The sequence below is a fragment of the Pseudomonas sp. NPDC089743 genome (genome assembly GCF_044748785.1).
GTDB lineage: Bacteria > Pseudomonadota > Gammaproteobacteria > Pseudomonadales > Pseudomonadaceae > Aquipseudomonas > Aquipseudomonas putida_X.
On record NZ_JBIVGS010000014.1, the window covers coordinates 82,596 to 108,570 of the forward strand.

The window sequence follows — 25,975 nt, forward strand, 5'->3', positions numbered from 1 at the left end:
ACGCTTATCGCCAGTGCGGCCGCCCCCTAGAATTGCCCAGCCCTCCACCTCTTCCTCGGGAAATCGCAGCTGTGCCGCGTCGCATCATCAGAACGCTTCAGGCGTTCAGTGCCTGTGCCATTAGCCTCACCTTGAGCGGCTGTATCGGAACCTGGGGCATTGCCCCACAAAGCAAGACCCTCCAAGCCAATACCTTGACCACCGACGCAGCCATCCGTGCAGCCGCCAGCGATGCCCACTGGCCCGACCAGCAGTGGTGGCGTGCCTACCATGACCCGCAACTGAACCATTGGCTGGACCTGGCCGTGGCGGGTAGCCCGAGCCTGGCCATGGCCGCAGCGCGGGTGCGCGCAGCCAAGGCCATGGCCGGCGTGGTCGAGTCGGCAGAACAGCTGCAGGCCAACGGCCAGGCGTCGCTCAAGCGCCACAACTGGCCTGAAGACCCGTTCTACGGCCCTGGCGCACTGTCGGGTGCCAACACCTGGGACAACAACGCCGCCATCGGCTTCAGCTATGCCCTGGACCTTTGGGGGCGCGAACGCAACGCCAGCGAACAGGCCGTGGACCAGGCACACATGAGCGTGGCCGAGGCCCGCCAGGCGCAACTGGAACTGCAGAACAACGTGGTGCGTGCCTACATTCAGTTGAGCCTGCACTTCGCCCAGCGTGACATCGTCCAGGCCGAGCTCAAGCAGCAGGAGCAGATTCTGGCTTTGGCCAAGCGCCGCCTGGACGGCGGTATCGGTACCCATCTGGAGGTCAGCCAGGCCGAAGCCCCGCTGCCCGAAACCCATCGCCAACTGGACAGCCTCGACGAAGAAATCGCGCTTACCCGCAACCAGCTGGCTGCGCTGGCGGGCAAGGGGCCAGGGGAGGGCGCGCAGATCCAGCGCCCCAGCCTGACCCTCGCCGCCCCTGTGCCGCTGCCGTCTGCGCTGCCGGCCGAGCTGGTCGGCCAGCGCCCCGACGTGGTTGCCAGCCGCTGGCAGGTGGCCGCCCAGGCGCGTGGCATCGACGTCGCTCACGCTGGCTTCTTCCCTAACGTCGACTTGGTCGGCAGCCTGGGCTTCATGGCCACCGGTGGCGGGCCGCTGGAATTTCTCAGCGGGCGCAAGTTCAACTACAACGTCGGGCCGGCCATCAGCCTGCCCATCTTCGACGGCGGCCGCTTGCGCTCGCAGCTGGGGGTGGCTGCGGCGGGCTATGACGTGGCCGTGGCGCGCTACAACCAGACGGTCATTGGCGCGTTGAGGCACATTTCCGACCAGTTGATCCGCCGTGAGTCGATGCAGGAACAGGCGCATTTCGCCGCTGAATCCGTGGCCGCTGCACAGAAGACCTACGACATCGCCATGATCGCCTTTCAGCGGGGCCTGACCGACTACCTCAACGTGCTCAATGCCCAGACCTTGCTGCTGCGCCAGCAGAATGTGCAGCAGCAGGTGCTGGCCGCGCGCCTGATCGCCCATGCCGAGCTGGTGACCGCCCTGGGCGGTGGCCTGCAGGCCGGCAAGGACGTGCCTGAGCAGGAGCGCCAGGCAGCGCCGACCACCCCAGCCAGCCTGGCTGTTTTCGACCGCAAACCGGACCACGCCGAATGAGTGCATCGAGCTTGCCCCTGCGCTGGCTGCACAGCCTGGAATGGCGCCGGGGTTTCTTTGCCTGGGCGCGTACCGACGGGGTGACGTGGGTCTACATCTGCAAGGTGCTGGCCGCTGCGTTCATCACCCTGTGGCTGGCCATGCGCCTGGAGCTGCCACAGCCGCGCACGGCGATGATCACCGTGTTCATCGTCATGCAGCCGCAGAGCGGCCATGTCTTCGCCAAGAGTTTCTACCGGGTGCTCGGCACCCTGGCCGGCTCGGCGATGATGGTGGCGCTGATTGCCCTGTTCGCGCAGAACACTGAGCTGTTCCTGCCAAGCCTGGCGCTGTGGGTGGGCCTGTGTTCGGCGGGCGCCATGCGCTACCGCACCTTTCGCGCCTATGGTTTCGTGCTGGCCGGCTACACCGCAGCCATGACCGGCCTGCCGGTGCTGGAACACCCAGACCAAGCGTTCATGGCGGCCGTGTGGCGGGTGCTGGAGATTGGCTTGGGCATCCTCGTTTCGACCTTCGTCAGCGCCGCGGTCCTGCCGCAGTCGGCCAGCGCCGCCATGCGCAATGCGCTGTACCAGCGTTTTGGTGTGTTCGCCGGGGTCGTGGTCGAGGCCTTGCGTGGTGACAGCCAGCGAGACCGTTTCGAAACCAGCAACGTCAGGTTCGTCGCCGAGGCGGTCGGCCTGGAAAGCCTGCGCAACGTCACTGCCTTCGAAGACCCGCACATGCGCAGGCGCTCTGGCCGCCTGGTGCGCATGAACAGCGAGTTCATGGCCATCACCACGCGCTTCAACGCCCTGCACCGGTTGCTTGAACGCCTGCGCGCCCGTGGCCCGCTCACCATCGTCGGGGCCATCGAGCCGGGTTTGAACACCTTGGTCGAGCTGCTTGAGCCCTATGTCGGGCGCGCGCTGACCGATGCCGATGCGCTGCGCCTGACGCTGGAGCTGGCGGCCTACAAAGAGGGCCTGCAGGCTCAGGTACGTGGCCTGCGCGCCGAATACCTGCTGACCGACCCCAGCGAGTCCGACCAGCTCGATTTCCATACCGCTTTCGAGCTGCTCTATCGCTTCGTCGACGAGATGTACAGCTACGCCGAAACCCACGCCTCTCTGGCCGCGCACACGCATGAGCGCGAGCAGTGGGATGAGCCTTACGTGGCCCAGACCAGCTGGCTGGTATCGCTGGCCGCCGGCGTGCGCGCCTCGGCGGTGTTGTTGCTGCTGGGCAGCTACTGGCTGCTCAGCGACTGGCCTAGTGGGGGCATGATGACCTTGATCGCCACCGTCACCGTAGGCCTGTCGGCGGCTTCGCCGAACCCCAAGCGCATGTCGTTCCAAATGGCCTGCGGCACGGCGATCGGGGCGTTCATCGGCTTCTTCGAAACCTTCTTCGTGTTCCCTTGGATCGACGGCTTCGCGCTGCTGTGCATGGTGCTGGCGCCGGTATTCACGCTGGGTGCCTTCCTGTCTTCGCGGCCTGCCTACGCGGGTTACGGCATAGGCCTGCTGGTGTTCTTCGCCATCGGCTCAGTGCCTAACAACCTGACCGTGTACGACCCTTACACCTTCATCAACGACTACATCGGCATGGTCATCGGTATGTTCGTCTGCGCTGCGGCGGGGGCGATCATCCTGCCGCCCAACAGCCGCTGGTTGTGGAGCCGCCTGGAGCAGGAACTGCGTGAGCAGGTGCTGTTCGCCATCAGCGGTCGCCTGCGCGGCCTGGGCTCGGCGTTCGAAAGCCGCACCCGTGACCTGTTGCACCAGGCCTATGGCCTGGCCGCCGGCAAGCCGCAGGTACAAAGCGAGCTGATGGGCTGGATGTTGACGGTGCTGGAAATCGGCCATGCGGTCATCGAGCTGCGCAAGGAGCAGGCCCGCGCACCCGTCCACCCGGCGTATGCCGAGTCGCAGCCTTGGCGCCAGGCAATTCGTGTCATGGGCCGGGCGCTGGCGCGGCTGTTCCTGCAGCCCAGCGCCAGCAACCACGAGCGCGCGCTGGTGGCCGTCGACCACGCCATCAGCCGTGTGCAGGCCACCGACGAACCCTTCGCCCGGCACTTCGACACCTCGGTGTTGCGCCGCGTGCAGAGCTACCTGCACTTCATCCGTTCCTCCCTGCTCGACCCACAGTCGCCGTTGGCTACGGCGAAAGGATTGCACGATGCTCCGTGAACTCATGCCCCGTGAGATCGCCTTCCATGGCGTGTACATGCCCACCATGACCTTGATGTTCCTGTTCGCCCTGGGCCTGGCCTGGGGCTTGGACCGCTTCATCGCCAGCCATGATGGCTACCGCTTCTTCTGGCACCCGGCGCTGTTGCGCCTAAGCCTGTTCGTCTGCCTGTTCGGCGCCCTGGCGCTGTCGCTCTACCGGTGAGAATCCTTCGATGAAAAAGTTCTTCAGCCTGATTGCCACCTTGTTGGTGCTGACTGCTGCCGTGGTGATCGGTCGCCAGTTGTGGCTGCACTACATGACGACGCCCTGGACCCGCGACGGGCGCGTGCGGGCCGACATCATCAATGTCGCCGCCGACGTGCCCGGTTATGTGGTGGATGTACCGGTCAAGGATAACCAGCGGGTGAAGAAGGGCGACCTGCTGATCCGGATCGACCCCGAGCACTACCAGTTGGCCGTCGACCAGGCCAAGGCGCTGGTCGCCTCGCGCAAGGCCACCTGGGAGATGCGCAAGGTCAACGCCCGGCGCCGTGCCGACATGGACAACCTGGTGATCTCCAAGGAAAACCGCGACGACGCCAGCAACATCGCCAACGCCGCGCTGGCCGACTATCAACAGGCTCAGGCAGCCCTGGCAGCGGCCGAGCTGAACCTCACACGCACCCGCATCGTTGCCACGGTCGATGGCTACGTGACCAACCTGAATATCCACAAAGGTGACTATGCGCGTACCGGTGAGGCGGTGATGGCGGTGGTCGATGAACACTCGTTCTGGGTTTACGGCTTCTTTGAGGAAACCAAGCTGCCGCACGTGAAGGTGGGTGACCAGGCTGAGCTGCAGATGATGAGCGGCGAACGGCTCAAGGGCCATGTGCAGAGCATCGCCCGGGGCATCTACGACCGCGATAACCCGCAGAGCCGCGAGCTGATCGCCGACGTGAACCCGACCTTCAACTGGGTGCGCCTGGCCCAGCGGGTGCCGGTGCGGATACACATCGATGAAGTGCCGGACGGGTTTCTGCTGGCGGCAGGGACGACGTGCACCGTGGTGGTGACGCCGAGCGATGGGTGAACGGGGGCCTGTGCGATGTCTAGACTGCCGCCCCGACCAAGACCGGCACTGTGACCCGGTCAATCACCTTCGCACTGACTGACGGGTCCAGCATCCGCCCCAGGCGCGACAGGTGGCGGTGGCCCATGATGATCAGCTCGCACTTGATTTCCTGCGCCTTGGCGACGATGGCCTCGACCGGTTGCCCTGCGACCATGCAGCCTTGGCTGCTGAAGCCGGCCTGCTTGAGCGATGCCACGGCTTCGGCCACGGCACGGTCGCCCAGGCGTTGTTCCTCACAGGCGGCAGGGTATTGCTCCAGTTCCTCGGCGGTGTAAGGCGCAGGCTTGTCGTGCACGGCGAACGTCGAGTCGATGGCCAGCAATACGTGCAGTTCGTGTTCGTCGGGCCGGCAGTAGCGGCGGGCGAGGGTGAGCAGGGCGGTCGAGGCAGGGGAGGCGTCGATGGCGATCAGGACGGGGCTGGGCATAAGGATCCTCGCTGAAACTGGCTGGTCGGTTGCCTGTACTGGCCCCATCGCCGGCAAGCCGGCGCCCACAAGTTTGGCCTGCCCCCGGGTAGTTGGACACCCATCCAATGTCCCGGGGCAGTCCCCACCCCTGTGGGAGCCGGCTTGCCGGCGATAGGGCCGGTACAGCCACAGCCTTACTTATGGCTCATCAGGCCATGGAAATAAATGCGCTCCCACGCACGAGCACATTGCGTCTGGTGCAATCGTGCGACCTGCTAACATCGCTTTCCCACAACCGCCATGGAAATCGGCCATGCCACTCCCGGACATGAACCTGCTCGTCGCCCTCGACGCCCTGCTCGATGAAGGCAGTGTGGTTGGCGCGGCGCAGCGCATGAACCTCAGCCCGGCGGCAATGAGCCGGACCCTCGGGCGTATCCGCGATGCCCTGGGCGATCCGATCCTGGTGCGCGCCGGCCGTGGCCTGGTACCGACACCTCGGGCGCTGGCCCTGCGCGAGCAGGTGGCGGCGCTGGTGGAGCAGGCCGGTGAGGTGTTCCGCAGTGCTGCAGAGGTGGATCTACCCAAGCTCGACCGAGCCTTCAACATCCGCACCAATGACCTGTTCATCGCCCTGTATGGTGCCCTGCTGTTGCGCCGCATGCACGAGCAGGCCCCGCGCACGGTACTGCGCTTCGTGCCGGAGAGCCCCGGTGGTGATGACGACAGCATCCTGCGCGATGGGCGCACCGACCTGATCATCAGCTCGACCGTCGACCTGGGCCCGGAAATCAAGGTGCAGAGCCTGTTCCAGACTTACTACGTGGGGTTGGCGCGGCGCGACCATCCGATCTTCGACCAGCCGATCACCGCGCAGAGTTTTGCCAGTTATCCACAGATCAGCGTGTCCCGGCGTGGCCGCGCTAACGGGCCGATCGATGTCGAGTTGGCCAACTTCAAGGTGCAACGGCGGGTGGCGCTGATTACCCCGAGCTTCCACTCGGCGTTGTTCTCGCTGCCCGATTCGGACCTGATCCTGCCGATGCCCGCCAATATTCTCAACAGTGTGCACAAGCTCGGCTTGCCGTTGCGCTCGTTCGAGATTCCGGTGCCGCTGGAACGGGTGACCGTGCTGCAGGCCTGGCACCCGCGTTATCACAACGATCCGGCGCACCGCTGGTTGCGGCAGATCTTGAAAGCCTGTTGCAGTGTTGATCCGTAAACCCGCAGCGTTTTGTGGCGCTTCGCGTGGATTGCGTCACACGCAATATAGAACTGCCGATAAGTCAGTTTTCGTAAGCATTCGACTTTCTTAGACTTGCTCCAGCCATAAAATTGTTGCTGGAGTTGTCTACCCATGAGTTCCCTGTCCGCCCCTGCCACCGCGATCGCCGCCGCCCCCGCGCCGGCTGCGCCCGTGCAGTCGGCGTTCGGCCTGCGCGTGGTGGTCGGGCTGTTCGGCGTGTTGCTGGCGGTGCTGTGCGCCGGTCTCAACGAATCGGTGACCAAGATCTCCCTGGCTGATATCCGCGGGGCCATGGGCATCGGCGCCGACGAGGGCGCCTGGCTGCTGGCGGCTTACAGCGCCGCCTCGGTCTCGGCCATGGCCTTCGCGCCCTGGCTGGCCACTACCTTCTCCTTGCGCCGCTTCACCATGAGCGCGGTTGGGATGTTCGCGCTGCTTGGATTGCTGCAGCCCTTCGCCCCCAACCTGCACAGCCTCATGCTGCTGCGTATCCTTCAGGGCTTTGCATCGGGCGCCTTGCCACCGATGCTCATGAGCGTGGCGCTGCGTTTCCTGCCGCCGGGCATCAAGGTGTACGGGTTGGCCTGCTATGCCCTGACCGCCACCTTCGGCCCGAACCTTGGCACGCCGTTGGCCGGGCTGTGGACCGAATATGTCGGTTGGCAGTGGGCGTTCTGGCAGATCATCTTGCCCTCGGCACTGGCCATGTTCTGTGTCGGCTGGGGCTTGCCCCAAGACCCGCTGCGCCTTGAGCGCTTCAAGCAGTTCGATTGGCGCGGGGTGCTGCTGGGGCTGCCGGCCATCAGCTGCATGGTCCTGGGCCTGTCGCTTGGGGACCGCTGGGGCTGGTTCGATTCGCCGCTGATCTGCTGGCTGCTGGGCGGGGGTGCGCTGTTGCTGGTGCTGTTCCTGTACAACGAATGGTCCGAGCCGTTGCCGTTCTTCCAGTTGCGCATGCTGTCGCGGCGCAACCTGAGCTTCGCCCTGGTCACCTTGGCCGGCGTGCTGGTGGTGCTGTCCGGCGTGGGCAGCATCCCCTCCGCGTACCTTGCACAAATCCAAGGGTATCGCCCGGCGCAAACCAGCCCGCTGATGATGCTGGTGGCCATGCCGCAACTGATTGCACTGCCGCTGACGGCGGCACTGTGCAACCTGCGCGCAGTGGACTGCCGCTGGGTGCTGGCCACGGGGCTGGCGCTGCTGGCGCTGTCGTGCATCGGTAGCAGCCTGCTGACCGGCCAATGGATACGCGGTGATTTCTACCCGTTCTACCTGCTTCAGGTGTTCGGCCAACCGATGGCGGTACTGCCGCTGCTGATGCTCTCCACCAATGGCATGAGCCCGCAGGAAGGCCCATTCGCTTCCGCCTGGTTCAACACCGTCAAAGGGCTCGCCGCAGTGATCGCCGGTGGCCTGCTCGACGCCCTCGGCACGCTGCGCCGGCACTTTCATTCCAACCACCTGGTGGACAGCCTGGGCAACGCCCCGCTGATCGATGACAACGCTGCGGGCCTTGCCAAGCGTATTCATGACCAGGCGCTGGTGCTGACTTCGGCCGACCTTTACCTGGTCATGGCCGGTATCGCCGTGGCGCTGATCTGCCTGATTCCTTTCGTGCCTACCCGGGTCTACCCACCGCGCGCGGTGGCCTGAGCCCGGATGAATTCGAGATCGCTGAAAATGACCAACAAGCGCAAGACAATCGTGATCGGCTCGGTACTCGCCGTGGCCGTGCTGGCGGGTATCGTCGGCCCCTGGGTGCTCGGCAGTGACCACCGGCAACGTACCAACGACGCCTACGTGATCGCCGATTACACCGTGGTGGCACCCAAGGTGGCCGGCTTCATCAAGCAGGTGCTGGTCGAAGACAACCAGCAGGTGCAGGCCGGCCAGTTGCTGGCGACCATCGATGCACGGGACTACCAGGCCGCACTGGATGCCGCGCAGGCCCAGCTGCTGGTGGCCAAGGCGCAAAGTGCCGATGCGCGTGCCACCTTGGAACGCCAGGCGGCATTGATTGCCCAGGCTGAGGCGGCGGTGAAGGCGGCGCAGGCCGAAGCATCGTTCGCCGACCACGAGGTCAAACGCTACAGCCGCCTCGCCGAGCAGGGCGCCGGCACCGTGCAGAATGCCCAGCAGGCGCGCAGCCGGGTCGACCAGGCCCGCGCACGGCTGGCCAATACTCAGGCTGCATTGGTCGCCGCGCGCAAGCAGGTGGACATCCTCAGCGCTCAGGTCGCCAGCGCCGACGGGCAGTTGAAGCGTGCCGAAGCGGGCCTTGAAAAAGCTCAGCTGGACCTGTCCTACACCCGCATTACCGCGCCGGTGGATGGCATGGTCGGTGAGCGTGCCCTGCGCGTGGGTGCCTTCGTCAACCCGGGCGCGCGCCTGCTGTCGGTGGTGCCCTTGCAGCAGGCCTATGTGGTGGGCAACTTCCAGGAAACCCAGTTGACCCATGTGCAGCCGGGGCAGCCGGTCAGTATCAGCGTCGATACCTTTGCCGGTGAAACCCTCAAAGGCCATGTGCAAAGCATTGCCCCCGCCACGGGCGTGACCTTCGCGGCAGTGAAACCCGACAACGCCACAGGCAACTTCACCAAGGTGGTGCAGCGTATCCCGGTGAAAATCGTCTTCGATGACGGCCAGCCGTTACTCGCGCGCTTGCGTGTGGGCATGTCGGTGGAAGCGACCATCGACACCCGTGGTGACAGGCTCAGTGGCAAAGAGGTAAGTGCACGATGAAACCGGCATTACGCTTGAGCCCTTTGCTGCTGGCCGTGCTGATGGCTGGCTGCACCCTTGGCCCGGACTTCGAGCGCCCGGACAGCCAGGCCCCTCAACAATGGCCATCGCTGCAGGGCCAGGCGGCACCCAGCCAGGCGCAGGCAGAACCGCTTGAACTTCGTTGGTGGGAGACCTTCCACGATGCACGCCTGAGTGCGCTGATCCAGCAGGTGGCCGAGCGTAACCTGGACCTGCAGATCGCCAGTGCGCGGCTGCTGCAAAGCCGCGCCTTGCGCAGCACGGTGGCTGCCGACCAGGCGCCGTCGGTCGATGTGGATGCCGGCTACAGCCGCGCCCGTAACAGTGCCGAAGGCCTCAACGACCCGTCTGGCAATGCCGGCAAGTCGGCGTTCAACCTGTGGCAGGGCGACCTGGTCGCCGGTTGGGAACTGGACCTCTGGGGCCGGGTGCGCCGGCAGGTGGAGGCTGCCGACGCCACGGTGCAAGTGGCCGAGAACGACCGGCGCGGTGTGCTCCTGGCGCTGTTGTCGGAAACCGCAGGCAACTACATCCAGTTGCGTGCCGTGCAGCACACGCTCGATGTCACCCGTGACAACCTGAAGGTCGCCCAGCACAGCCTGAAGCTGTCCCAGGACCGTCAGGCCGAGGGTGTCGCCACCCGGCTCGACGTGGCCCAGGCCAGCGCCCTGGTAGCCTCGATCGAGGCCCGTCTGCCCAGCCTCGAGGCCCGGCGCGATGACCTGATCAACGCGCTGAGCCTGCTGGCGGCCGAACCGCCACGCAGTTTGCAGGCACAGTTGCTTGAGGGGGGGGAGCTGCCTGCGCCGCAGCAGCAATTCGCGATCGGTTTGCCGTCCGAGCTGGCCGAGCGCCGTCCAGACATCCGTCAGGCCGAGGCCCGGCTGCATGCGGCCACTGCCAGCATTGGCGTGGCCAAGGCGGATTTCTACCCCAGCATCCGGCTGTCCGGCAGCGTCGGCTTCCAGGCCATGCAACTGTCGGAGTTCGGCGCCTGGGACTCGCGCCGCTTTGCCTTCGGCCCGCAGCTGTCGTTGCCGATCTTCGAGGGTGGCCGGCTCAAGGGCACCCTGGCGCTGCGTGAGGCGCAGCAGCAGGAGGCGGCGCTCAACTACCGCAAGGTGGTGCTCGGTGCCTGGCATGAGATCGACGATGTGCTGCGCCTGTACAACGCCAGCCAACTGCGCCGTGATCACGTGGCCGAAGCGGTGCGGCAGAACCGCATCGCCCTGGAAACCGCCCAGCGCCAGTACGTGGAAGGCGCGGTGGACTTTCTCAATGTGCTGACGGTGCAGAGTGCGTTGCTTGCCAGTGAAGAGCAGTGGATCGACAGTTCGGCGGCGGTATCGCAGGCGTTGGTCGGGCTGTACAAGGCTTTGGGTGGTGGCTGGCAGGCGTTCGACGGGCAGCCGACGAACAAGGTGTGATCAAGCGGAGGCAGCCATGCACCTCTCCCTCAATGGCAAGCGCGCACTCATCAGTGGTTCCATGGCCGGGCAGGGCGTGTCTACCGCCATCGACCTTGCCGCCGCCGGCGCCGAGGTCGTGCTCAACGACCGCACCCAGGCGCTGGTCGACGCTGCGCTCAAAGCGGTGCGCGAGCGTTTGCCCAAGGCGCGGATCATTGGCGTTGCCGCTGACCTGGGCACCGAACAGGGTGTGCAGACCTTGCTCCAGCAGGTGCCGCACACCGATATCCTGGTCAATAACGGCACGCAGGACGTTGCCCTGCGGCTACAGCGGCATTACGCCCGCGGCATGGCCGAGCGCAAGTGGGGGCAGGTGATCCACCTGGGCAGTGGATCAGAGCGGTCGCAGCAGCCCGAAGCGTTTACGCAGTACCCAGTCCAGTAAACGTCGTGGCAGCCAGCGTGCCACTAGCGGCAACGCCGTACTGCCATTGCCCAGCCGCACCACCGCTGGCACAGGCGATTTGCGCGTGGCAGCCAGCAGCCCTTGGGCAAATTGCGCGGCGCAGGTGGGCCGGTCTTGCGAGGCGCGGGCCCGCGCCTGGATATGCTCGCGCAGCGGCCACCATGGCGACTGCGCTGCCACCACCTGATCGGCCTGGCGCTGGGCATTGCTGGCGAATTGTGAGGCGATCGCTCCCGGTTGCACTTCCATGACCTGAATGCCGAAAGGCGCCAGCTCCAGGCGCAGGGCGTCGCTCAAGGCATGCACAGCAGCCTTTGAGGCGCAGTAGGCGCCGGCGAACGGCGTGACCAGTATGCCCGATACACTGCCGATGTTGACCACCAGGCCACGCGCACGGCGCAGCAGCGGGAACAGCGCGCGGGTGGCGCCGATCACGGCGAACACATTGGTTTCGAACTGCTGACGCATGGCCTCTACACCGCCATCGAGCAAGGGGCCCATGGCACCGTAGCCAGCGTTGTTGACCAGGATGTCGAGGCGGCCGTGGCCTGTTTCCAGCTCGTCGGCGAGGCGCATCAGGGCCTCGGCGTCGTTGACGTCAAGCTGCCGGGCGGTGAAGCCGGCTGCGGCCAGGTGTTCGACGTCTTCGGTTTTACGGGCGGTGGCCCATACGTCGTGGCCAGCATCGCGGAAGGCTTCGGCCAGGGCGCGGCCGATGCCGCTGGAACAACCGGTGATCAGGACGGTGGGCATTGGGCAGGCCTGTGCTCAGAGTAGGTCATGTAGAGGCCGAACCGGCCCTGTGTCAGTTGGCGAATGTACCCTGTAGATGTTCGGCGCGAAACTCCAGTGTCTGCGGCCGGTACCCAGCGCGCAGTGGCGGCAGTGGCAGGCAATCGGTCCATTCGGCCCCAGGCTGCAGTTCGCCCGGCCCACGATAGCGCGGTGCGCTGTAGGTATTTTCGGCCAGGTTGATGGTATCGCCCGGGGCATAGGCAGCGACCCGCCAGCGCAGCTCGGTCAGCGGAGCCTTGTTGCCGTTTTTCATATGTACCTTCAAGGCACGGTCGGCAGGGCATTGATCCGGTGCGTAGGTCAGGCGCAGGTCAAGCCGCGCCAGTTGCGAAGCTTCGCGTGTGTCCTGCCAGACGACGAACAGTGCCACCAGCCCCAGGCCGCAGACGGCGGCCAGCGAGATCGGCAGGGCCTTGCCCGGGTAACGCAGGAGCAGTACCAGCCAGGTGAGGATGAGGAAGGCGCCGATGATCATGTGGTCCGAATCCCGTTCGAGTCTCCGGACATCTTGGAGCGGCTAGCTGGAAGCTTCAAGCTCCAAGCTGCAAGCTGCAAGAGAAAAGCGGGCCGGCGGTGCCCCCACATCAAGTAGGAACACCACCGCCCCGCTTTGTCTTGCCGCTTGCAGCTCGAAGCTTGAAGCTTGAAGCTGCAAGAGAAAAGCGGGCCGGCGGTGCCCCCACATCAAGTAGGAACACCACCGCCCCGCTTTGTCTTGCCGCTTGCAGCTCGAAGCTCGAAGCTTGAAGCTGCAAGAGAAAAGCGGGCCGGCGGTGCTCCACATCAAGTAGGAACACCACCGCCCCGCTTTTTCTTGCCGCTTGCAGCTCGAAGCTTGCAGCTTACTGAGCGATGGTCTTCACCGACACGCCCCGGTCGACGGGCGTGGAGGTGCGCCCATACACATCCTCGAAGCGCTCGATATCATCCTCGCCCAGGTAACTACCGGACTGCACTTCGATGATCTCCAGCGGGATCTTGCCCGGGTTGCGCAGGCGGTGGACCGAGGCGATCGGGATGTAGGTCGACTGGTTTTCGGTCAGCAGGAACACATTTTCATCGCACGTCACCTCAGCAGTGCCCGAGACCACGATCCAGTGCTCGGCACGGTGGTGGTGCATCTGCAGCGACAGGCTGGCGCCCGGCTTGACGGTGATGTGCTTGACCTGGAAGCGGCCGCCCATGTCCACCGAATCGTAAGAGCCCCACGGGCGGTACACTTCGAGGTGGTTCTGGGTTTCGCTGCGGCCTTGCTCGTCGAGGGTCTTGACCATCTGCTTGACGCCCTGGACCTTGTCCTTGTGGGCAATCATCATCGCGTCCTTGGTCTCGACCACGACGATGTTTTCCAGGCCGATCACCGACACCAGCTTGCCGTTGCCATGGATCATGCAGTTGTGGCTGTCCTGCACCACCACATCACCCTTGGTGACGTTGCCATTGGCGTCCTTGTCATGCACTTCCCACAGCGACGACCAGCAGCCAACGTCGCTCCAGCCAGCCGACATCGGCACCACGCAGGCGCGCTGGGTCTTTTCCATCACCGCATAGTCGATGGAGTTGTCCGGGCAGCAGGCGAAGGTCGCTTCGTCGATGCTCAGCACATCATCTGTTTCGTCGCTGCGCTCCAGGGCCAGCACGCAGGTGTCATAGATGTCAGGGTCGTGCTTTTTCAGCTCTTCCAGGAAGCGGCTGGCGCGGAACAGGAACATACCGCTGTTCCAGAAGTAGCCACCGGACTGGACGAACTCGGTAGCGCGCTTCTCGTCGGGTTTTTCGACGAACTGCGCCACGCGGGCCACCCCTTCGGGCAGCAGGGCGTCCTGGCTGGAGCGGATGTAGCCATAACCGGTCTCGGGCTTGGTCGCCGGGACACCGAACAGCACCATTTCGCCACGCTCGGCAGCTACGGTGGCCAGGGCCAAGGCACGCTGCAGGGCTTTCTGGTCGTCGATCACGTGGTCGGCCGGCAGCACCAGCATCAAGTCATCGCGCCCCTCGCTGGTCAGCTTCATGGCGGCCATCGCCACCGCAGGGGCGGTGTTGCGGCCGAAGGGTTCCATGAGGATGCCCTGGGTTTGCAGTTTCAGCGCCGCGAGCTGTTCCTGAACGATGAACTTGTGGTCCTTGTTGCAGACCACGATCGGCGCGTCCATGCCTTCGAACACCAGGCGCTCGAGGGTTTGCTGGAACAGCGTGTGCTCACCGGTCAGGGCGAGGAACTGCTTGGGGAACTGCTTGCGCGACAAAGGCCACAGACGCGAACCGCTACCACCAGAAAGAATTACCGGGATCATGTTGTTTCTCCAATAAGGTCGTTAAAGAGGCAGAGGATCAGTTGGTGGACACTGGGCGGGTGACCCAGACCGGCGACAGGCTGCTGCCCGAGCCAGTGACGTACAGCACGGCGGCTTCACCGCGCTCCAGGGCGACGGGTTTGACGTCGCTGACTTTCTTGTCTCCTGCAAACAGGGCCAGGTTGACCTTGACCGGGTTGATCTCACGCTCGCCACGGCCTTTGGCTGCCACTGGCTTGACCACCTCGGTCTTGCCGTCGGCGGTCTTCAGGGCCAGCGGCTGGTCGCTCAGGTTCTGTACACGTACCAGGGCTTTCTGCTTGTTCTTGAACGGTGGTTCTTCGATCAGCTGCGGGTTGCCGCTGCCGTTGTTGACCAGGGTGTAGTACTTGTCAGCGGCCAGCTTGACCGGGACGCTCTTGCCAGCGACCTGCGCGGTGTAGTCACCGCCCGGGAGGAAGCTGAAGTCGCTGCTGGCCTGGGCACCGACCTGTTTGATCTGGGTGTTGCCAACGCTCGCGGCAGCGGGTGCAGGGGCGGCGTTGTACAGGCGCACGAAGGTCGAGCCTTTCGGTGCGGTAGGGCCATACAGGGCAGCGTCGGCGCCGGCGAATGCCTGCATCGAAGCCAACGACAGGCCTGCTGCGAGGGTGAGGGCTTTGGCAATGGAAGTCTTGGTAGTCATGTGCGTGTTCCTCTCTATCTATCAGTGGTCCGTCCGGTTGGACGACAGGGCCAGGTTTTCTTCGGATTTACGGGTGTTCTTCAGTTGCGCGATCCACTGCGGATCGAAGCTGCTGAGGTCGTTTTTCATTGGCAGATAACGTTCGGGGAATTCCCACACCACAACCTGTGGCGCGGCGTTCTTGAAGGCATCGCTTTGCAGGTACTTGAGCATTGGCAGCAGTGGGCCGTGACCGTCTTCGGCATAGTTGGCGACATCGCTATGCAAGGCCTGCTGCAGCGCACCGAGGAAGTTCCAGTGCGGGTTGGCGCTGTAGCTGGTGCCGACCAGCGCGACCGGGATCTGGCTGTCGGCGAACAGGGCATCGCCGCTATCACCTGGGGCCTCGACGGGGTGGGTGCTGCGTTGCTGCAGGGTGTCCGGGCTGGGCAGCAGATTGCTGAACAGCGGGTCCAGTGGCAGGAAGTTGGTCAGGTCGCCTTTGTACGGGGCGGTGTTGCCAGCCTCGGTGATGAACGCCTGTGGGTCGCCATTGAGCAGGCTCTGGCGGTTGACCGCCTCGGCCACTGCCTGGGCGGCGACTTCAGCGCCCATTGGCGTCCAGTGAGTATCGGTACGCAGGAATACCTGGCCGCGGGCCTTGGCCTGTTCCATCGGGGCCATCAGGTCAGGGGCGAAGACGTTGGCCTGACGGACCTGGGCATGGAACTGGTTGTACAGGTCCTCATGCAGGCTGGCAGGCGCCTCCTTGCCCACATACTCCGAATAGACCCGCGCCTTGGCCGGCACGATCGCCAGCACCAGCTGGCTACCGTGCTGTTGCAGGGTGTCGCGCACACCGCGGATCAGCGCCAGGTTTTCCTGCATGAGCTGGTCGGCACCGGCAGTCGGCTTGAATTCTTCATCGCTGAACAGCCACTGGTCACGGCCCAGCACCACGCCGGGGCGGCCCTCGTTGAACAGCTTGTAATCCAGGGCTGCCCAAAGGTTGGTGCCCAGGCGCTTGATCGGGAACTCATCGTCGTAGTGCGTTTCGGCGGCCTTGGCCAGCTTGCCGTTGAGCAGGGTCATCTGCTCGGTGCGCTGGAAGCTTTGCAGGCCGCCGGTGGACCAGGCGCCCATGCCCACCAGCAGGCCGATGAACGACAGGGAATAGGTGATGCGTAATGTCCGGGTCATGGTCATCAACCTCAGAACTGGAAGTAAAGGAACGGCGAGTAGCTCTGCGCCGAAAGCTTGAGGATCGAGGCCACGAACAGCAGCAGGATCAGGGCACGGGTCATCACCCGGGTCCAGTCCAGGCCAAGCGAACCGTCGGCATTGACCTGCGCCGGCGTGCGGATTGCTGCCGGCGGGGTGGCATTGCGGTAGAAGTCGCGCAGGCCGAAGAACGCCAGGGTGACGTAGGCAATGACCAAGGTCGCAACCTGCAGCCCGGTGAGCTGGGCGCGGTTGAGTTCGGACAGCTGCCACTCGCCGAAGCTGAACATGGCGCCGTACATGCGGCCGGCCACTTCCAGGTTTTCAGCGCGGAAGATCACCCAGCCGACCACCACCAGCAGGAAGGTGAACGCCCACTTGACCGGGTTGAAGCGCTGCGGGTTGGTGTCCAGGCCCAGTGCGCGCTCGATTGCCAGCCACATGCCGTGCCAGGCACCCCAGATGATGTAAGTGAAGTTGGCGCCGTGCCACAGGCCGCCCAGCAGCATGGTCAGGAACAGGTTGCGGTAGGTGTTGAAGGTGCCTTTACGGTTGCCGCCCAGGGTGATGTACAGGTAGTCGCGCAGCCAGGTCGACAGGCTGATGTGCCAGCGGCGCCAGAACTCGGTGATCGACTGGCTGATGTACGGCTGCTTGAAGTTCTCCATGAAGCGGAAGCCCATCATCAGCCCCAGGCCGATGGCCATGTCGCTGTAGCCGGAGAAGTCGAAGTACAGCTGTGCGGTGTAGGCCAGCGCACCGAGCCAGGCGTCACCGGTGGTCGGGTTCTGCAGGGCGAAGCAATGGTCGGCGACCACCGCCAGGGTGTCGGCGATGAACACTTTCTTGATGAAGCCCTGCATGAAGCGGGTGCAGCCTTCGGAGAACTTGTCCAGGGTGTGGGTGCGGTTGTTGAACTGGTCGACCAGGTCCTTGAAGCGCAGCACGGGGCCGGCGATCAGGTGCGGGAAGATCGCCACGAACGCCGCGAAGTCGATCAGGTTGCGAGTAGCCGGGGTGTCGCCGCGGTACACGTCGATGATGTAGCTGATCGATTCGAAGATGTAGAACGAGATACCGATCGGCAGCAGCACGTGGGTGAGGATGAAGGGCTCGAGGCCGAACGAGCTGATGATCGCGTTGAGGCTGTCGACGCCGAAGTTGGCGTACTTGAAATAGCCGAGGATCGCCAGGTCCACGCCTACGCCCAGCAGCAGCCAACGCTGTGCAGGCTTGGTGCGTACGCCGGCGGCACCCACTTTCAGGCCGATCCAGTAGTTCCACAGGGTGACACCGGCGAACAGGGCGAGGAAGTCCACCCGCCACCAGGCGTAGAAGATGTAGCTGGCGACCAGCAGCAGCAGGTTGCGATAGCGTTGCCCGCTCAGGTAGTACAGGCCGAGGAATATCGGCAAGAACAGGAACAGGAACACGTTGGACGAGAAGACCATCCCGGTTCTCCTAAATGGTTCACAGCATCCAGGGCAAAGCGCCCCCCAAACCCCCCAGCCCAAAAACCGGAAGGCACCTCGTATTCCTGTGGCAGCTGGCTTGGCGACAAGCCGGCTCCACAGGGTTTCGCGTTATTTCTTCGAAGCCGCGCTCGGGTCATAGACCCGGGTCAGGTTGCCGCCAAGGCGGAAGCTGTCGAACGGCTGCATCTCGTGTTTGCGCTCAAGGGTGTCGCCCACGCACTGGTACAGCGCGCACCAAGGCTCGAGCCAGGCGTACTTGCCGTCGACCTTGAGGTCCTTCATGTCCTGTTTCTCACCCGCACGTTCGGCGAAGTGGCGCGGGTCGCGGGCGCCGTACAGCACGCCTTCGCCCAGGCGCTGCAGGGCAAAGTTGTTTTCGCTGCGCAGGTCCACGCCGTTGGCCTTGGCAAAGCTTGCGATCATCGCCAGTGGCGGCAGGGCGTAGTTGTGGTACGCCAGGGCACGCTGCTTGCGTTTGATTTCGTTGGGCAGGAAGCCCTGGTCGTCGATCTGGTTGGCGCCGACCTTGTATTCCTTCACTGCCCAGTCGAACAGGTCTCGGCGGTCGGTGGCCACGGCGGTGGCCATCACCGACCAGGCCGCCCAATAGCTATGGTTGTTGATCTTCTCCAGCGGCAGGTTGCTCCAGTCGCGCACGGTCTGCTCGGCCAGGCGGGCGAACCACTTCTCGATCAGCTCGGCCTCGGCCTGGTGTGCGGCCAGTGGCTGCGAGTTGGAGAATTTCAGGCGCAGCCACGAGCCACTCATGCTGCCCAGCGCCCATTTGCGCATGGACTTGCCGGTGTGGTTGTAGTTGGTGGACATCAGCGCATCGGCGCGCGCCCAGGTGCCCAGCCATGTAAGGGTGCAGTCCAGTTGTGCCGGACGGCCGTCACGCATGTACTGGTTGACCATCTTGGCGACACCACGCTCCAGGGTGGTGATGTCTTTGGTGGAGTCGCGGAAGGCTTGTTCCGACTCCTTGTTCAGGGTCGCCCGAGCCTTGTCAGAGCCTTCGTACTTACTGCGAAACTGCAGCGCGCCGGTGTAGGGTTTGGGCGCAGATTCGCAGCGGAAGTTGCCGTCACTGGTCTTGAGCTTTTCAATCCCCTCGTAATAACCCTGAGGGGGTACCAGCGCGGCATGCGCGGTACCGCCGGTCAGGGCCAGCACGAGCAGGGCGGGGCTGAAGAGTCGCTTGAATGCAGTCATGGTCGCCTCACTGGCCGGCCTGCGCGGTTTGCGCGGGCACGGCGTAGTTGTTGCGTTTGCAGAGCTTGGCCTCGACTTTCTGGGTACCGTTTTCCGGCCCCTGGACCTCGAGTGCCAACAGGTTCTGGCTGGCCCAGTCCTCGTCTTCACGCATCTGGAAGACGAAGCGGCCATTGGTGTCAGAGGTTTCCGGCTTCTCGATCTTGATGTCCTCGTGGCGCCCGTTGAGGTACCAGAGAGTGGCTTGCAGCACCTTCACCGAAGGGTCTTCGAACTTGATGTCCATCTGCAGGTTGCGGTTGATCAGGTCCTTGATCACGCCGCCCTTGCCGTTGACCATCAGCTCGTTCTTGCCGGGCTTGAGGGTGCTGCTGGCGCTCATCAGTGCCGGGCGCGCGTCACAGCCATCGTCGAGCAGCGCGAGGATCTGCCGCCAGATGGTTTCCTGGTCCAGGCGATACAGGGGCGAGAATTCCCAGATGAGGATCTTCGGTGGATTGTTCTGGAATTCCTCACTGCCCAGGTACTCGATCATCGAGCCTTCCAGGCCGCCACCAGGGAAGGCGACGTTGAGCACGTCGGCACCGATGTACTGCTCCAGGAAACCGGAGAAGTTGTAGTTCTTGCCGCTGTGGCTGGTGCCGACCAGGGTGATCTGGGCGTTACCGCTGTCACCGAACAGATCGTCGCCGCCGCTGGCACCTTTCGGTTCGGTGGCGAACTGGTCCATGTACTGCACGGCGTAGCTGGTGCCGCACAGTTGCCCGGCAACGTTGTGCAGGGTGCCGGTCTTGCCCATGCGCCCGGACTTGTGGGTCTCGAATTCCTTGCGTGGGATACCTTCGAAGGCCGGCATCTTGTGGACGGTGTCGGCCACGATCTTGGCTGCACGCTCAGCGCCGTAAGGCGTCCAGTGCTGGTCACCACGGAAGTAGAAGTCCTTGCCCTGGTCGGCGGCCGCCAGCTGTTCGTTGGTCAGCGGCGACAGGTCCGGCACGTTGTAGCCCATGCTGGCGAAGCGCTTGAGCATGGCCTGGTAGTTGCCAAGGGCCTTCTGGTAATCGAAGGCGGCTTTCTCGGCCGGGTTGAGCATGTTGCGGTTCACCAGGCCTCGGGTGGGCTGGTACACCATCACCAGTTCAACGCCGCGCTTCTTGAACGCGTCGTGCACTTGCTGCAGGCGTTTGTAGCCTGCCGGAGTGGTGTTGAACTCGGTACGCAGGTCTTCGCGGGTACGGAACAGCCAGTCGCCCTTGGCCTGTACCAGCGTGGTGAAGTTCTGCTGGTAGCGGGTGGTGTAGCGACTGGCGTCGTGTGCTTCGGGGCACAGCTGGCAGCAAGGCTCGGCGGTGAAGGTCGGCGCCTTGACCTCGTCGGCGCGCACGCCCTGGCTGACGGCCAGGAGGGCGGCGGACAGGCCCAGCAATTTCATCAAGTGTGGGGTCATGGTCTGGGCTTCCTTAATCGATCATTTCGGTCTGGCGTTCGACCGGGTCGATCAGCACGGCCTTCTGCTGGCGCACCAGCAGGTCGAGGATTTCGTCCTGGCGCTCACCGAGGATGCCGTTGAGGCTGATGCCGCTGGCCTTGCGCGGGGCGAGCATGGAGACTTTGTACAGCTCCACCGAGAGCGGTGAGTCGATCGAAAGAGGCCCAGAACCATTGGCCGCGAGCTCACCGCCGACCACGATCAGGGACACCTTGGTGTCGAACGGGTCGAGGGCGATGTCACGGTCGGTATCGGACAAGTCCTTGATGTGCCCGTAGACACCCACCAGGCCGTTGGCCACGGCGACGTTTTCATACAGGCGGATGTTCACGCTGTTGCGCACGCGGATGCCGTGGCGACGGTTGTTGATCAGCTTGTTGCCCCAGATCAGGTTGTCGCCGCTCTCGTACAACGTGATGCCATCGGTGTGGTTGCGGTAGATCTCGTTGTAGGCGATGAGGTTGTTGACGCTGTTACGGTCGATCACCACGCCCGAGAGCTTGTTGTCGTAGCTCTTGTTGTTGATGATCCAGCTGTCGTTGACCTCACGCGATACGATGATCCCGTGCTTTTTCTTGGTGCCATACACCGTGTTGCCGGCGATGATCAGGCGGTGCGAACGGTCGTGCGGGTCGATGCCGTAGACGATGTTGTCGCGGTAGGTGCTGTCCTTGACCACGAAGTCCTGGGTCTCGTAGCAGTAGAACCCGTACCACATGTCGCTGAATTCCGAGCCGATGATCCAGCCGGTGGGCTCCGGGCGGCCCATGCGCTTGGCCATGTTCGGGGTGTACTGCGAGATGCTCACACCGTACGACTTGGACTTGGCATAGCCAAAGCTGGCCATCTTGGTGTTGACGATGTACGTCTCGGTACCGCCCCACGACAGCAGGAACGGGCGGAATTCCTTGGGCGAGCGGAAGGTCGCCGGACCGTTGTCCTTCTCGCGCCAGCCAGTGACCTGGGTGTCGCTGACAAACAGTTTGCCGTCATTGACCAGGAACGCGCCGCCCTCCTGGGACAGGCGCAGTTGCTTGACCTTGCCGTCGATCTCGAGGATGCCCTTGTGCCCAACCACGATCGGTAGGCGCGCCAGGTAAACCCCTGGCTCGACTTCGCTGAGGTACTGTTTGGGCACCTTTTTGCTCAGCTCGACCAGGTCGACATGGCCATCATCGACAAAGATCGCCTGGGGGATGCCGTGCTGGCGTTGTACCCACTCGGCAGCCTTGTTGTCGCCGCCGATGAATTCCTTGAGCGATTCTTCTTGCAGCATGCGGCGCACGCTGACCTTGCCCTTGTGGCTGCGGTCGATCTTTTTCTGCACGGCGGCAGCGGTGTAACCGCTCAGATCGGGCAGCTTGGGCGGGTCCATGTGCAGCGGCTCGGTCGGGGCGCTGGACACGGTGTAGGTCTTGGCCTGCTGCAGTTCCTTGGCAATCACCGCAGGTTCTGCGGCGACGGCCAGGCCTGTGGCCAGCAGCAAAGCGCTGGCCAGAAGGCTGTGACGTATGTGCGGGTGAAGGTTCATTGCAGGTCCTCTACCGGCCTCAGAAGCGCCAGATCACGTCGACGAAGGCGCGGTGCATGTAAGAATCCGCTTCCTTGCCATAGGCATCGCCGGGTTTGAACACACCGGCACGCAGGCGCACCAGCGCGGACGGCTCGTCGATCGCCTGGCTCATCGAAGCGGGCAGCAGGCCCTGCTTGAAGTACTTGGTGACGACCACGTCCATTTCCTGGCCCAGGTCTTTCTCGCCGTTGACCAGCGGGCGGTTCACGCCGTTGTCGTTGACCGCGGCGTTGATGCCGCTGGAGCCGATGTTCTGCGAGCCATCGACACGCCAGAACTTGTGGTAGATGAAGCTGGCGTCGTAGTCCTCGCGCAGTTGCCAGGAGGCGAACAGCGTGGCCGCCTGCAGGTTGCCCAGCTCGCCACGGAAGGCCTCGCCGAAGCGGTGTACGCGTGAGCGGGTACCGGTGAAGTTGGAGCGGTTGCTCTCAAGGCCAGTCTGCTCGAAGTTGTTCGAACCGTCGTCGCCACCGCCGCCGCTGCCGCGGGCATAGGCCGCGCCGACCTGCCAGTTCGGGTCCAGACGCAGGCGGATGCCCAGGTCGGTGGCCCAGGCGTTGACGTCGCCGCTCTGCTTGCCGGTGACGACCTGGTCATCACCGACCAGCTGGCTGTTGAGCTTGTCGCGATCACCGGTCAGCCAGGTCAGGCTGCCCCAGTAGTTGACGGTGTGGTCGTTGCGCCAGTTGTAGGCGTCGCTGTTGGCTTCCAGGCCCAGCCAGGTGAGGTCGCCGGTGCGGGTCTTGTCCAGTGCGTCGATGGTTTCGCCCGGGCGTTTCAGGCTGCCACTGTCATGGGTGTGATGGGCGCGCAGGCCGACCCAGTGGCCCGGTGTCCACTGCGTGGCGATATTACCGTAGAGGTGCGTACGGTCTTCGTCTTCCGGGGCCAGCTCGGTCAGGTCGGTGCGGTACTCGCTGAAGCGCTGGGCCACACCCAGGTCCGCCTTGAGCAAGGTGGTGTCGAAGGTCCAGTTCAACGCTTCGATGTTGGTGTCGCGCCACATCCCGTCGTCGCTGCGCAGGCGTTGGCGACCCAGGCGCAGCTGCTCGCCGGGGTACGCGGTGAGGCCACTGTAGCCAACCCAGAACTCGCGCATGGCCAGGTAGCTCTTGTCGGGTTGACGGCTGTCGTCACCGGTGTCGGTGGTGGTGCCGTCGTCGTTCTGGCGCAAGGTGTCGGTTTCGATGGTGTCGGTGGCGGCAACGGCCTGGCCCATGGCATAGGCACTCCAGTTGCCACGCTCGCCGTACACCCAAGGGCGCAGGTCCAGGCCCAGGCCGTTGACGTCACCGCCGGAGCGGGTGCCCAGGTCGCGATCGTCTTCCGACTGGCCGGTGATCTTCACATCCAGGCCGAAGTTCTTCTGGGCAGTCATGTCGGCCAGGGTCGGGCAGGACCACAGCAGGGCGAAGCTCAGGCCGATACCGGCTTTCACGAAGGGATTGAGCGTCATAGCGAGTCCTCACCGTCTACTTCTTTTTCGTCGTCTTGCAGGGCCTCGAGGGCCAGGGTGCTGGCGCCGCCTTGGGCCATGCTGCCGCGAGCCTGCCTTTCCTGCGCCAGCAGGCTCTGCGCCTGGCTGCGCTGGTCAGGCGTGAGTTGTTGGTCGAGTTGCTGCAGCAGTTCGGTGGCCTGCGGCGTCGGGTTGGCCTGCGCAAGCTGGGCGAATACCCAGGCGTCGCCCGGTTGAGGGCGAATGCCATGGCCTTCGCTGAACAGCTGGGCAAGGGCGTAGTCGGCACTGTTCTGGCCACCGCGGGCGGCGCTGAGCAGGTGGTCGACGGCCTTTTGCGGCTCGACGTTGCCCAGGTAGCCACGGCGATACAGCTGGCCAAGGTAGTAGTGGGCGCTGACTTCGCCGGCCTCGGCAGCGGCCTGCAGGTGGCGTTCGGCCTTTTCGGCATCCGCGGGCAAGGTCTTGCCTTCGTAGTACAGGCGGCCCAGCAGCAGTTCGGCGCGCGGCTGTTCGGCTTCGCGGCCCTTGTCGATGTAGGCCATCAACTGGTCGGTGTCGCCCAGTTCCGGGAAGTCGTAGACCAGTTGCGCCAGGCTCACCCAAGAAGCCGGATTGGCCTCAGCGACCTGTTCCAGCAGCGCCTTGGCGGTTTTCTCGTCGGTCTGGCCCAGGCTGCGGTCGGCCAGTACACGGGCAACGCTGTCGACCCGAGTGGCAGGCACCGACCCGCGGGTATAGGCGGATTTGAGCTGGCCGATCAGGGCAGCCTGCTGGTCGGCCTGGCCGCGTTTCTGGTACACGGTGGCCAGTTCCACATAGCAGATGTCGTTGGTGTTCAGCGCAGCCTTGCAGATGTCCTCGACCTCAGCCAGGTGCTGGTCGTAGGTCCCCTGGGTGCGATACAGCAGCACCTGGGCCAGGCCCGCTTCCGGGTTGCCGGCCGCGCGCCACTGGTCGATCTGCTGCTGGGCATTGATGTCGGGGAAGCTCTGCGGGTAGGTCAGGTAGAGCATCGCCAGCGGGATCAGGGTGTTGCCTTGGCCCTGCTTGGCGGCGAGCTTGAGCAGGGCCTGGGCTTCTTCGCGTTCTGCCTGGGTGCTGTCGGGCTTGGCCACCAGCAGGCGGCCGAGGCGTGCCTGGGCGCGTGGCGAAGTGGCCGCCGCAGCGCGATAAGTGGCCTCGGCTTCCTTGAGCTGATCGGGGTCACGGGTAGCGACCTTGATGTCGGCCAGGCCGACTTGTGCCTCGCTGTAGCCCAGGTCCGCCAGCGCCTTGTAGTTGCGCTCGGCCAGCGCGGTGTCACCGCGCTTGAGGGCTTCGTTGGCCAGGCGCTGGTCGGGCAGGCCGGCACAGCCTGCCAGGGCGATGGCCGCGGCCACGGCGCAGAGGCCCAGGCTTGCGCTCTTCTTGTGGGGCATCATGCGTTGATCCTCTTACAGCCCACGGGCCGCGGCTTTGTCGATCAGCCAGTTGAGCGAAGGGCCACGGTCACTGCTGACCGATGCCGGGCGCCCGGCGAGCTCGGCAGGCAGGCCGCCGTCTGGTTTGATCTGCACGCGGATGTCGGAAGCCAGGTTTTCGCTGTTGAGGCTGGTGCTGCTGACGATCTGCCCGGTGCGCACTTCGTTTTCGCCAGCCACCTGGAAGTTGACGCGGGTACCTGGCTTGACTTCATCGAACTGGCGGTAGCTGAAGCGTGCTTCGACCATCGGGTTGCTGGTCCGCGGGATCAGCTGGAAGATCGGCTGGCCTTTGGCGGCGTACTGGCCGTCGTCCACCAGTTGGCGGGCGACCACGCAATCGCAGGGGCTGGTGAGGGTGCCGGAGAGTTGCTTGCCGAACAGTTCCTCGACCTTGGCCGGTTCCAGCTGCGAGTCGTCCAGGTGGCCCTTGAGCATGTCCAGCATGCTGGTACTGAAACTTGCCAGCGGCGCGCCTTTGACTACCATGCCGCCGGGCTCGACCAGGCTGTTGACGGTGCCGTCGCGCGGCATGGTGATGCTGGTGGTCGGCACCGCGACCACGCCGGCTTCGGCGTGGCTGACGAAGTACATGCCGTACAGCGATTTGGCGACGAAGCCGAAGGCGGCAACACCGACCACAAACACGCCCAGGGTGACAGTCACTGCCTTGAACCGGCCGAAGGCGGACAGGCCAGAGCCGCCGTCCTTCTGTTTGCGCGCCTTGGTGAAGTTGTCGCGCTGCAGGGTGCTGAGCACGTCGCCGACGCTGATCAGCTCACCTGAAAGGTGGCTGGTGATGATGTGGCGCAGGGTGGCGATGTCGCGCGGTTCGAGGTTCTGGAACTGTGCACCGGTGCGGCCGTCGCTCGGGTTGCAGGAGCGCACCTGAAACTCGATGTCCATCGACAGGCCCAGGTTGTCGACCACGAACTGCAAGCGCCCGCGCAGTACCTGGCCGACCTGCAGCGGCTGCTTGGCGAAGAAGCTCAAGCCGCCAGCGGACAGGTCTTCGACCTTGACCTCATGGGTCTGGCGTTCGCCATCGAGGTAGCGCAGCTTGGCTGGGATGCGCACCCGGGCGTGCTGGCGCTGGGCTTCGGACTCATGCACGACATTGACGTTCACGGCGGTATTCATGGTG

22 protein-coding genes are annotated in these 25,975 nt (G+C 64.3%); 9 read left to right on the forward strand and 13 right to left on the reverse strand.

The features are described 5' to 3' along the window. Positions 1 to 71: 71 nt before the first annotated feature. The 4 genes from ACIPZC_RS20850 to ACIPZC_RS20865 are packed head-to-tail and all read left to right on the forward strand — an operon-like array spanning position 72 to position 4,851. Entirely contained in the window at positions 72 to 1,601 is a 1,530-nt protein-coding gene (locus tag ACIPZC_RS20850; protein ID WP_400629264.1) for an efflux transporter outer membrane subunit, read from the forward strand. Then, positions 1,598 to 3,775, forward strand: a complete 2,178-nt coding sequence (locus ACIPZC_RS20855; RefSeq protein ID WP_349976355.1) for an FUSC family protein — start codon at positions 1,598 to 1,600, stop codon at positions 3,773 to 3,775. Before ACIPZC_RS20850 ends, ACIPZC_RS20855 begins: the two co-directional genes overlap by 4 nt. Before the next feature lie 4 nt (positions 3,776 to 3,779). Continuing rightward, on the forward strand, positions 3,780 to 3,980 hold the full coding sequence (locus ACIPZC_RS20860; protein WP_241806649.1) for a DUF1656 domain-containing protein: 201 nt from the start codon (positions 3,780 to 3,782) through the stop codon (positions 3,978 to 3,980). Between the two features lie 10 nt (positions 3,981 to 3,990). Next, positions 3,991 to 4,851 (forward strand): HlyD family secretion protein, encoded by an 861-nt coding sequence (locus ACIPZC_RS20865; protein ID WP_241806600.1) that lies wholly within the window; start codon positions 3,991 to 3,993, stop codon positions 4,849 to 4,851. A 19-nt stretch (positions 4,852 to 4,870) separates the two neighbouring features. On the opposite strand, the gene ACIPZC_RS20870 is transcribed toward ACIPZC_RS20865, so the two are convergent. Continuing rightward, the gene (locus ACIPZC_RS20870) at positions 4,871 to 5,320 is read right to left on the reverse strand and encodes a universal stress protein (RefSeq protein WP_400629267.1); all 450 of its coding nucleotides are present in this window, start codon (positions 5,318 to 5,320) and stop codon (positions 4,871 to 4,873) included. A gap of 295 nt (positions 5,321 to 5,615) precedes the next feature. On the opposite strand from ACIPZC_RS20870, the gene ACIPZC_RS20875 reads away from it, so the two are divergent. From ACIPZC_RS20875 to ACIPZC_RS20895, 5 genes are all read left to right on the forward strand, one after another. Then, positions 5,616 to 6,524, forward strand: coding sequence for a LysR family transcriptional regulator (locus tag ACIPZC_RS20875; protein ID WP_267821050.1), 909 nt, complete (start codon positions 5,616 to 5,618; stop codon positions 6,522 to 6,524). A gap of 135 nt (positions 6,525 to 6,659) precedes the next feature. Beyond that, positions 6,660 to 8,201, forward strand: coding sequence for an MFS transporter (locus ACIPZC_RS20880; protein WP_400629269.1), 1,542 nt, complete (start codon positions 6,660 to 6,662; stop codon positions 8,199 to 8,201). Between the two features lie 27 nt (positions 8,202 to 8,228). Then, complete coding sequence (locus ACIPZC_RS20885; RefSeq protein ID WP_400629314.1) at positions 8,229 to 9,290, forward strand: HlyD family secretion protein; 1,062 nt, start codon at positions 8,229 to 8,231, stop codon at positions 9,288 to 9,290. Then, on the forward strand, positions 9,287 to 10,738 hold the full coding sequence (locus tag ACIPZC_RS20890; protein WP_400629271.1) for an efflux transporter outer membrane subunit: 1,452 nt from the start codon (positions 9,287 to 9,289) through the stop codon (positions 10,736 to 10,738). The genes ACIPZC_RS20885 and ACIPZC_RS20890 overlap by 4 nt, the downstream gene beginning before the upstream one ends. 16 nt (positions 10,739 to 10,754) lie before the next feature. Further along, the gene (locus ACIPZC_RS20895) at positions 10,755 to 11,165 is read left to right on the forward strand and encodes an SDR family NAD(P)-dependent oxidoreductase (RefSeq protein WP_241806605.1); all 411 of its coding nucleotides are present in this window, start codon (positions 10,755 to 10,757) and stop codon (positions 11,163 to 11,165) included. Here the strand turns inward: ACIPZC_RS20895 and ACIPZC_RS20900 are convergent. The 12 genes from ACIPZC_RS20900 to ACIPZC_RS20955 form a co-directional block, all read right to left on the reverse strand. Continuing rightward, positions 11,115 to 11,939 (reverse strand): SDR family oxidoreductase, encoded by an 825-nt coding sequence (locus tag ACIPZC_RS20900; RefSeq protein WP_349976349.1) that lies wholly within the window; start codon positions 11,937 to 11,939, stop codon positions 11,115 to 11,117. The genes ACIPZC_RS20895 and ACIPZC_RS20900 overlap by 51 nt on opposite strands. Before the next feature lie 52 nt (positions 11,940 to 11,991). Continuing rightward, the gene (locus ACIPZC_RS20905; protein ID WP_241806607.1) at positions 11,992 to 12,456 is read right to left on the reverse strand and encodes a multidrug transporter; all 465 of its coding nucleotides are present in this window, start codon (positions 12,454 to 12,456) and stop codon (positions 11,992 to 11,994) included. A gap of 367 nt (positions 12,457 to 12,823) precedes the next feature. Continuing rightward, positions 12,824 to 14,278 carry a mannose-1-phosphate guanylyltransferase/mannose-6-phosphate isomerase gene (locus ACIPZC_RS20910; RefSeq protein ID WP_241806608.1) on the reverse strand — a complete coding sequence of 485 codons (1,455 nt, stop codon included), beginning with the start codon at positions 14,276 to 14,278 and terminating at the stop codon, positions 12,824 to 12,826. A gap of 37 nt (positions 14,279 to 14,315) precedes the next feature. Beyond that, positions 14,316 to 14,963 (reverse strand): alginate O-acetyltransferase AlgF, encoded by a 648-nt coding sequence (locus ACIPZC_RS20915; protein ID WP_267821065.1) that lies wholly within the window; start codon positions 14,961 to 14,963, stop codon positions 14,316 to 14,318. 21 nt (positions 14,964 to 14,984) lie between these two features. After that, complete coding sequence (locus ACIPZC_RS20920) at positions 14,985 to 16,142, reverse strand: alginate O-acetyltransferase (protein WP_400629275.1); 1,158 nt, start codon at positions 16,140 to 16,142, stop codon at positions 14,985 to 14,987. An 11-nt stretch (positions 16,143 to 16,153) separates the two neighbouring features. Further along, positions 16,154 to 17,614 (reverse strand): MBOAT family protein, encoded by a 1,461-nt coding sequence (locus tag ACIPZC_RS20925; RefSeq protein ID WP_241806611.1) that lies wholly within the window; start codon positions 17,612 to 17,614, stop codon positions 16,154 to 16,156. A 132-nt stretch (positions 17,615 to 17,746) separates the two neighbouring features. After that, positions 17,747 to 18,850 (reverse strand): mannuronate-specific alginate lyase, encoded by a 1,104-nt coding sequence (locus ACIPZC_RS20930; protein ID WP_400629277.1) that lies wholly within the window; start codon positions 18,848 to 18,850, stop codon positions 17,747 to 17,749. 7 nt (positions 18,851 to 18,857) lie between these two features. After that, positions 18,858 to 20,297 (reverse strand): alginate O-acetyltransferase, encoded by a 1,440-nt coding sequence (locus ACIPZC_RS20935; protein ID WP_400629279.1) that lies wholly within the window; start codon positions 20,295 to 20,297, stop codon positions 18,858 to 18,860. 13 nt (positions 20,298 to 20,310) lie between these two features. After that, positions 20,311 to 21,870 carry a mannuronan 5-epimerase AlgG gene (algG, locus tag ACIPZC_RS20940; RefSeq protein ID WP_241806614.1) on the reverse strand — a complete coding sequence of 520 codons (1,560 nt, stop codon included), beginning with the start codon at positions 21,868 to 21,870 and terminating at the stop codon, positions 20,311 to 20,313. 19 nt (positions 21,871 to 21,889) lie between these two features. Next, the gene (locus tag ACIPZC_RS20945; protein WP_400629281.1) at positions 21,890 to 23,368 is read right to left on the reverse strand and encodes an alginate export family protein; all 1,479 of its coding nucleotides are present in this window, start codon (positions 23,366 to 23,368) and stop codon (positions 21,890 to 21,892) included. Then, positions 23,365 to 24,792, reverse strand: coding sequence for an alginate biosynthesis TPR repeat lipoprotein AlgK (gene algK, locus ACIPZC_RS20950; RefSeq protein ID WP_400629283.1), 1,428 nt, complete (start codon positions 24,790 to 24,792; stop codon positions 23,365 to 23,367). Before algK ends, ACIPZC_RS20945 begins: the two co-directional genes overlap by 4 nt. A 12-nt stretch (positions 24,793 to 24,804) precedes the next feature. Further along, positions 24,805 to 25,971 (reverse strand): PilZ domain-containing protein, encoded by a 1,167-nt coding sequence (locus tag ACIPZC_RS20955; protein ID WP_267821078.1) that lies wholly within the window; start codon positions 25,969 to 25,971, stop codon positions 24,805 to 24,807. Positions 25,972 to 25,975: the final 4 nt, after the last annotated feature.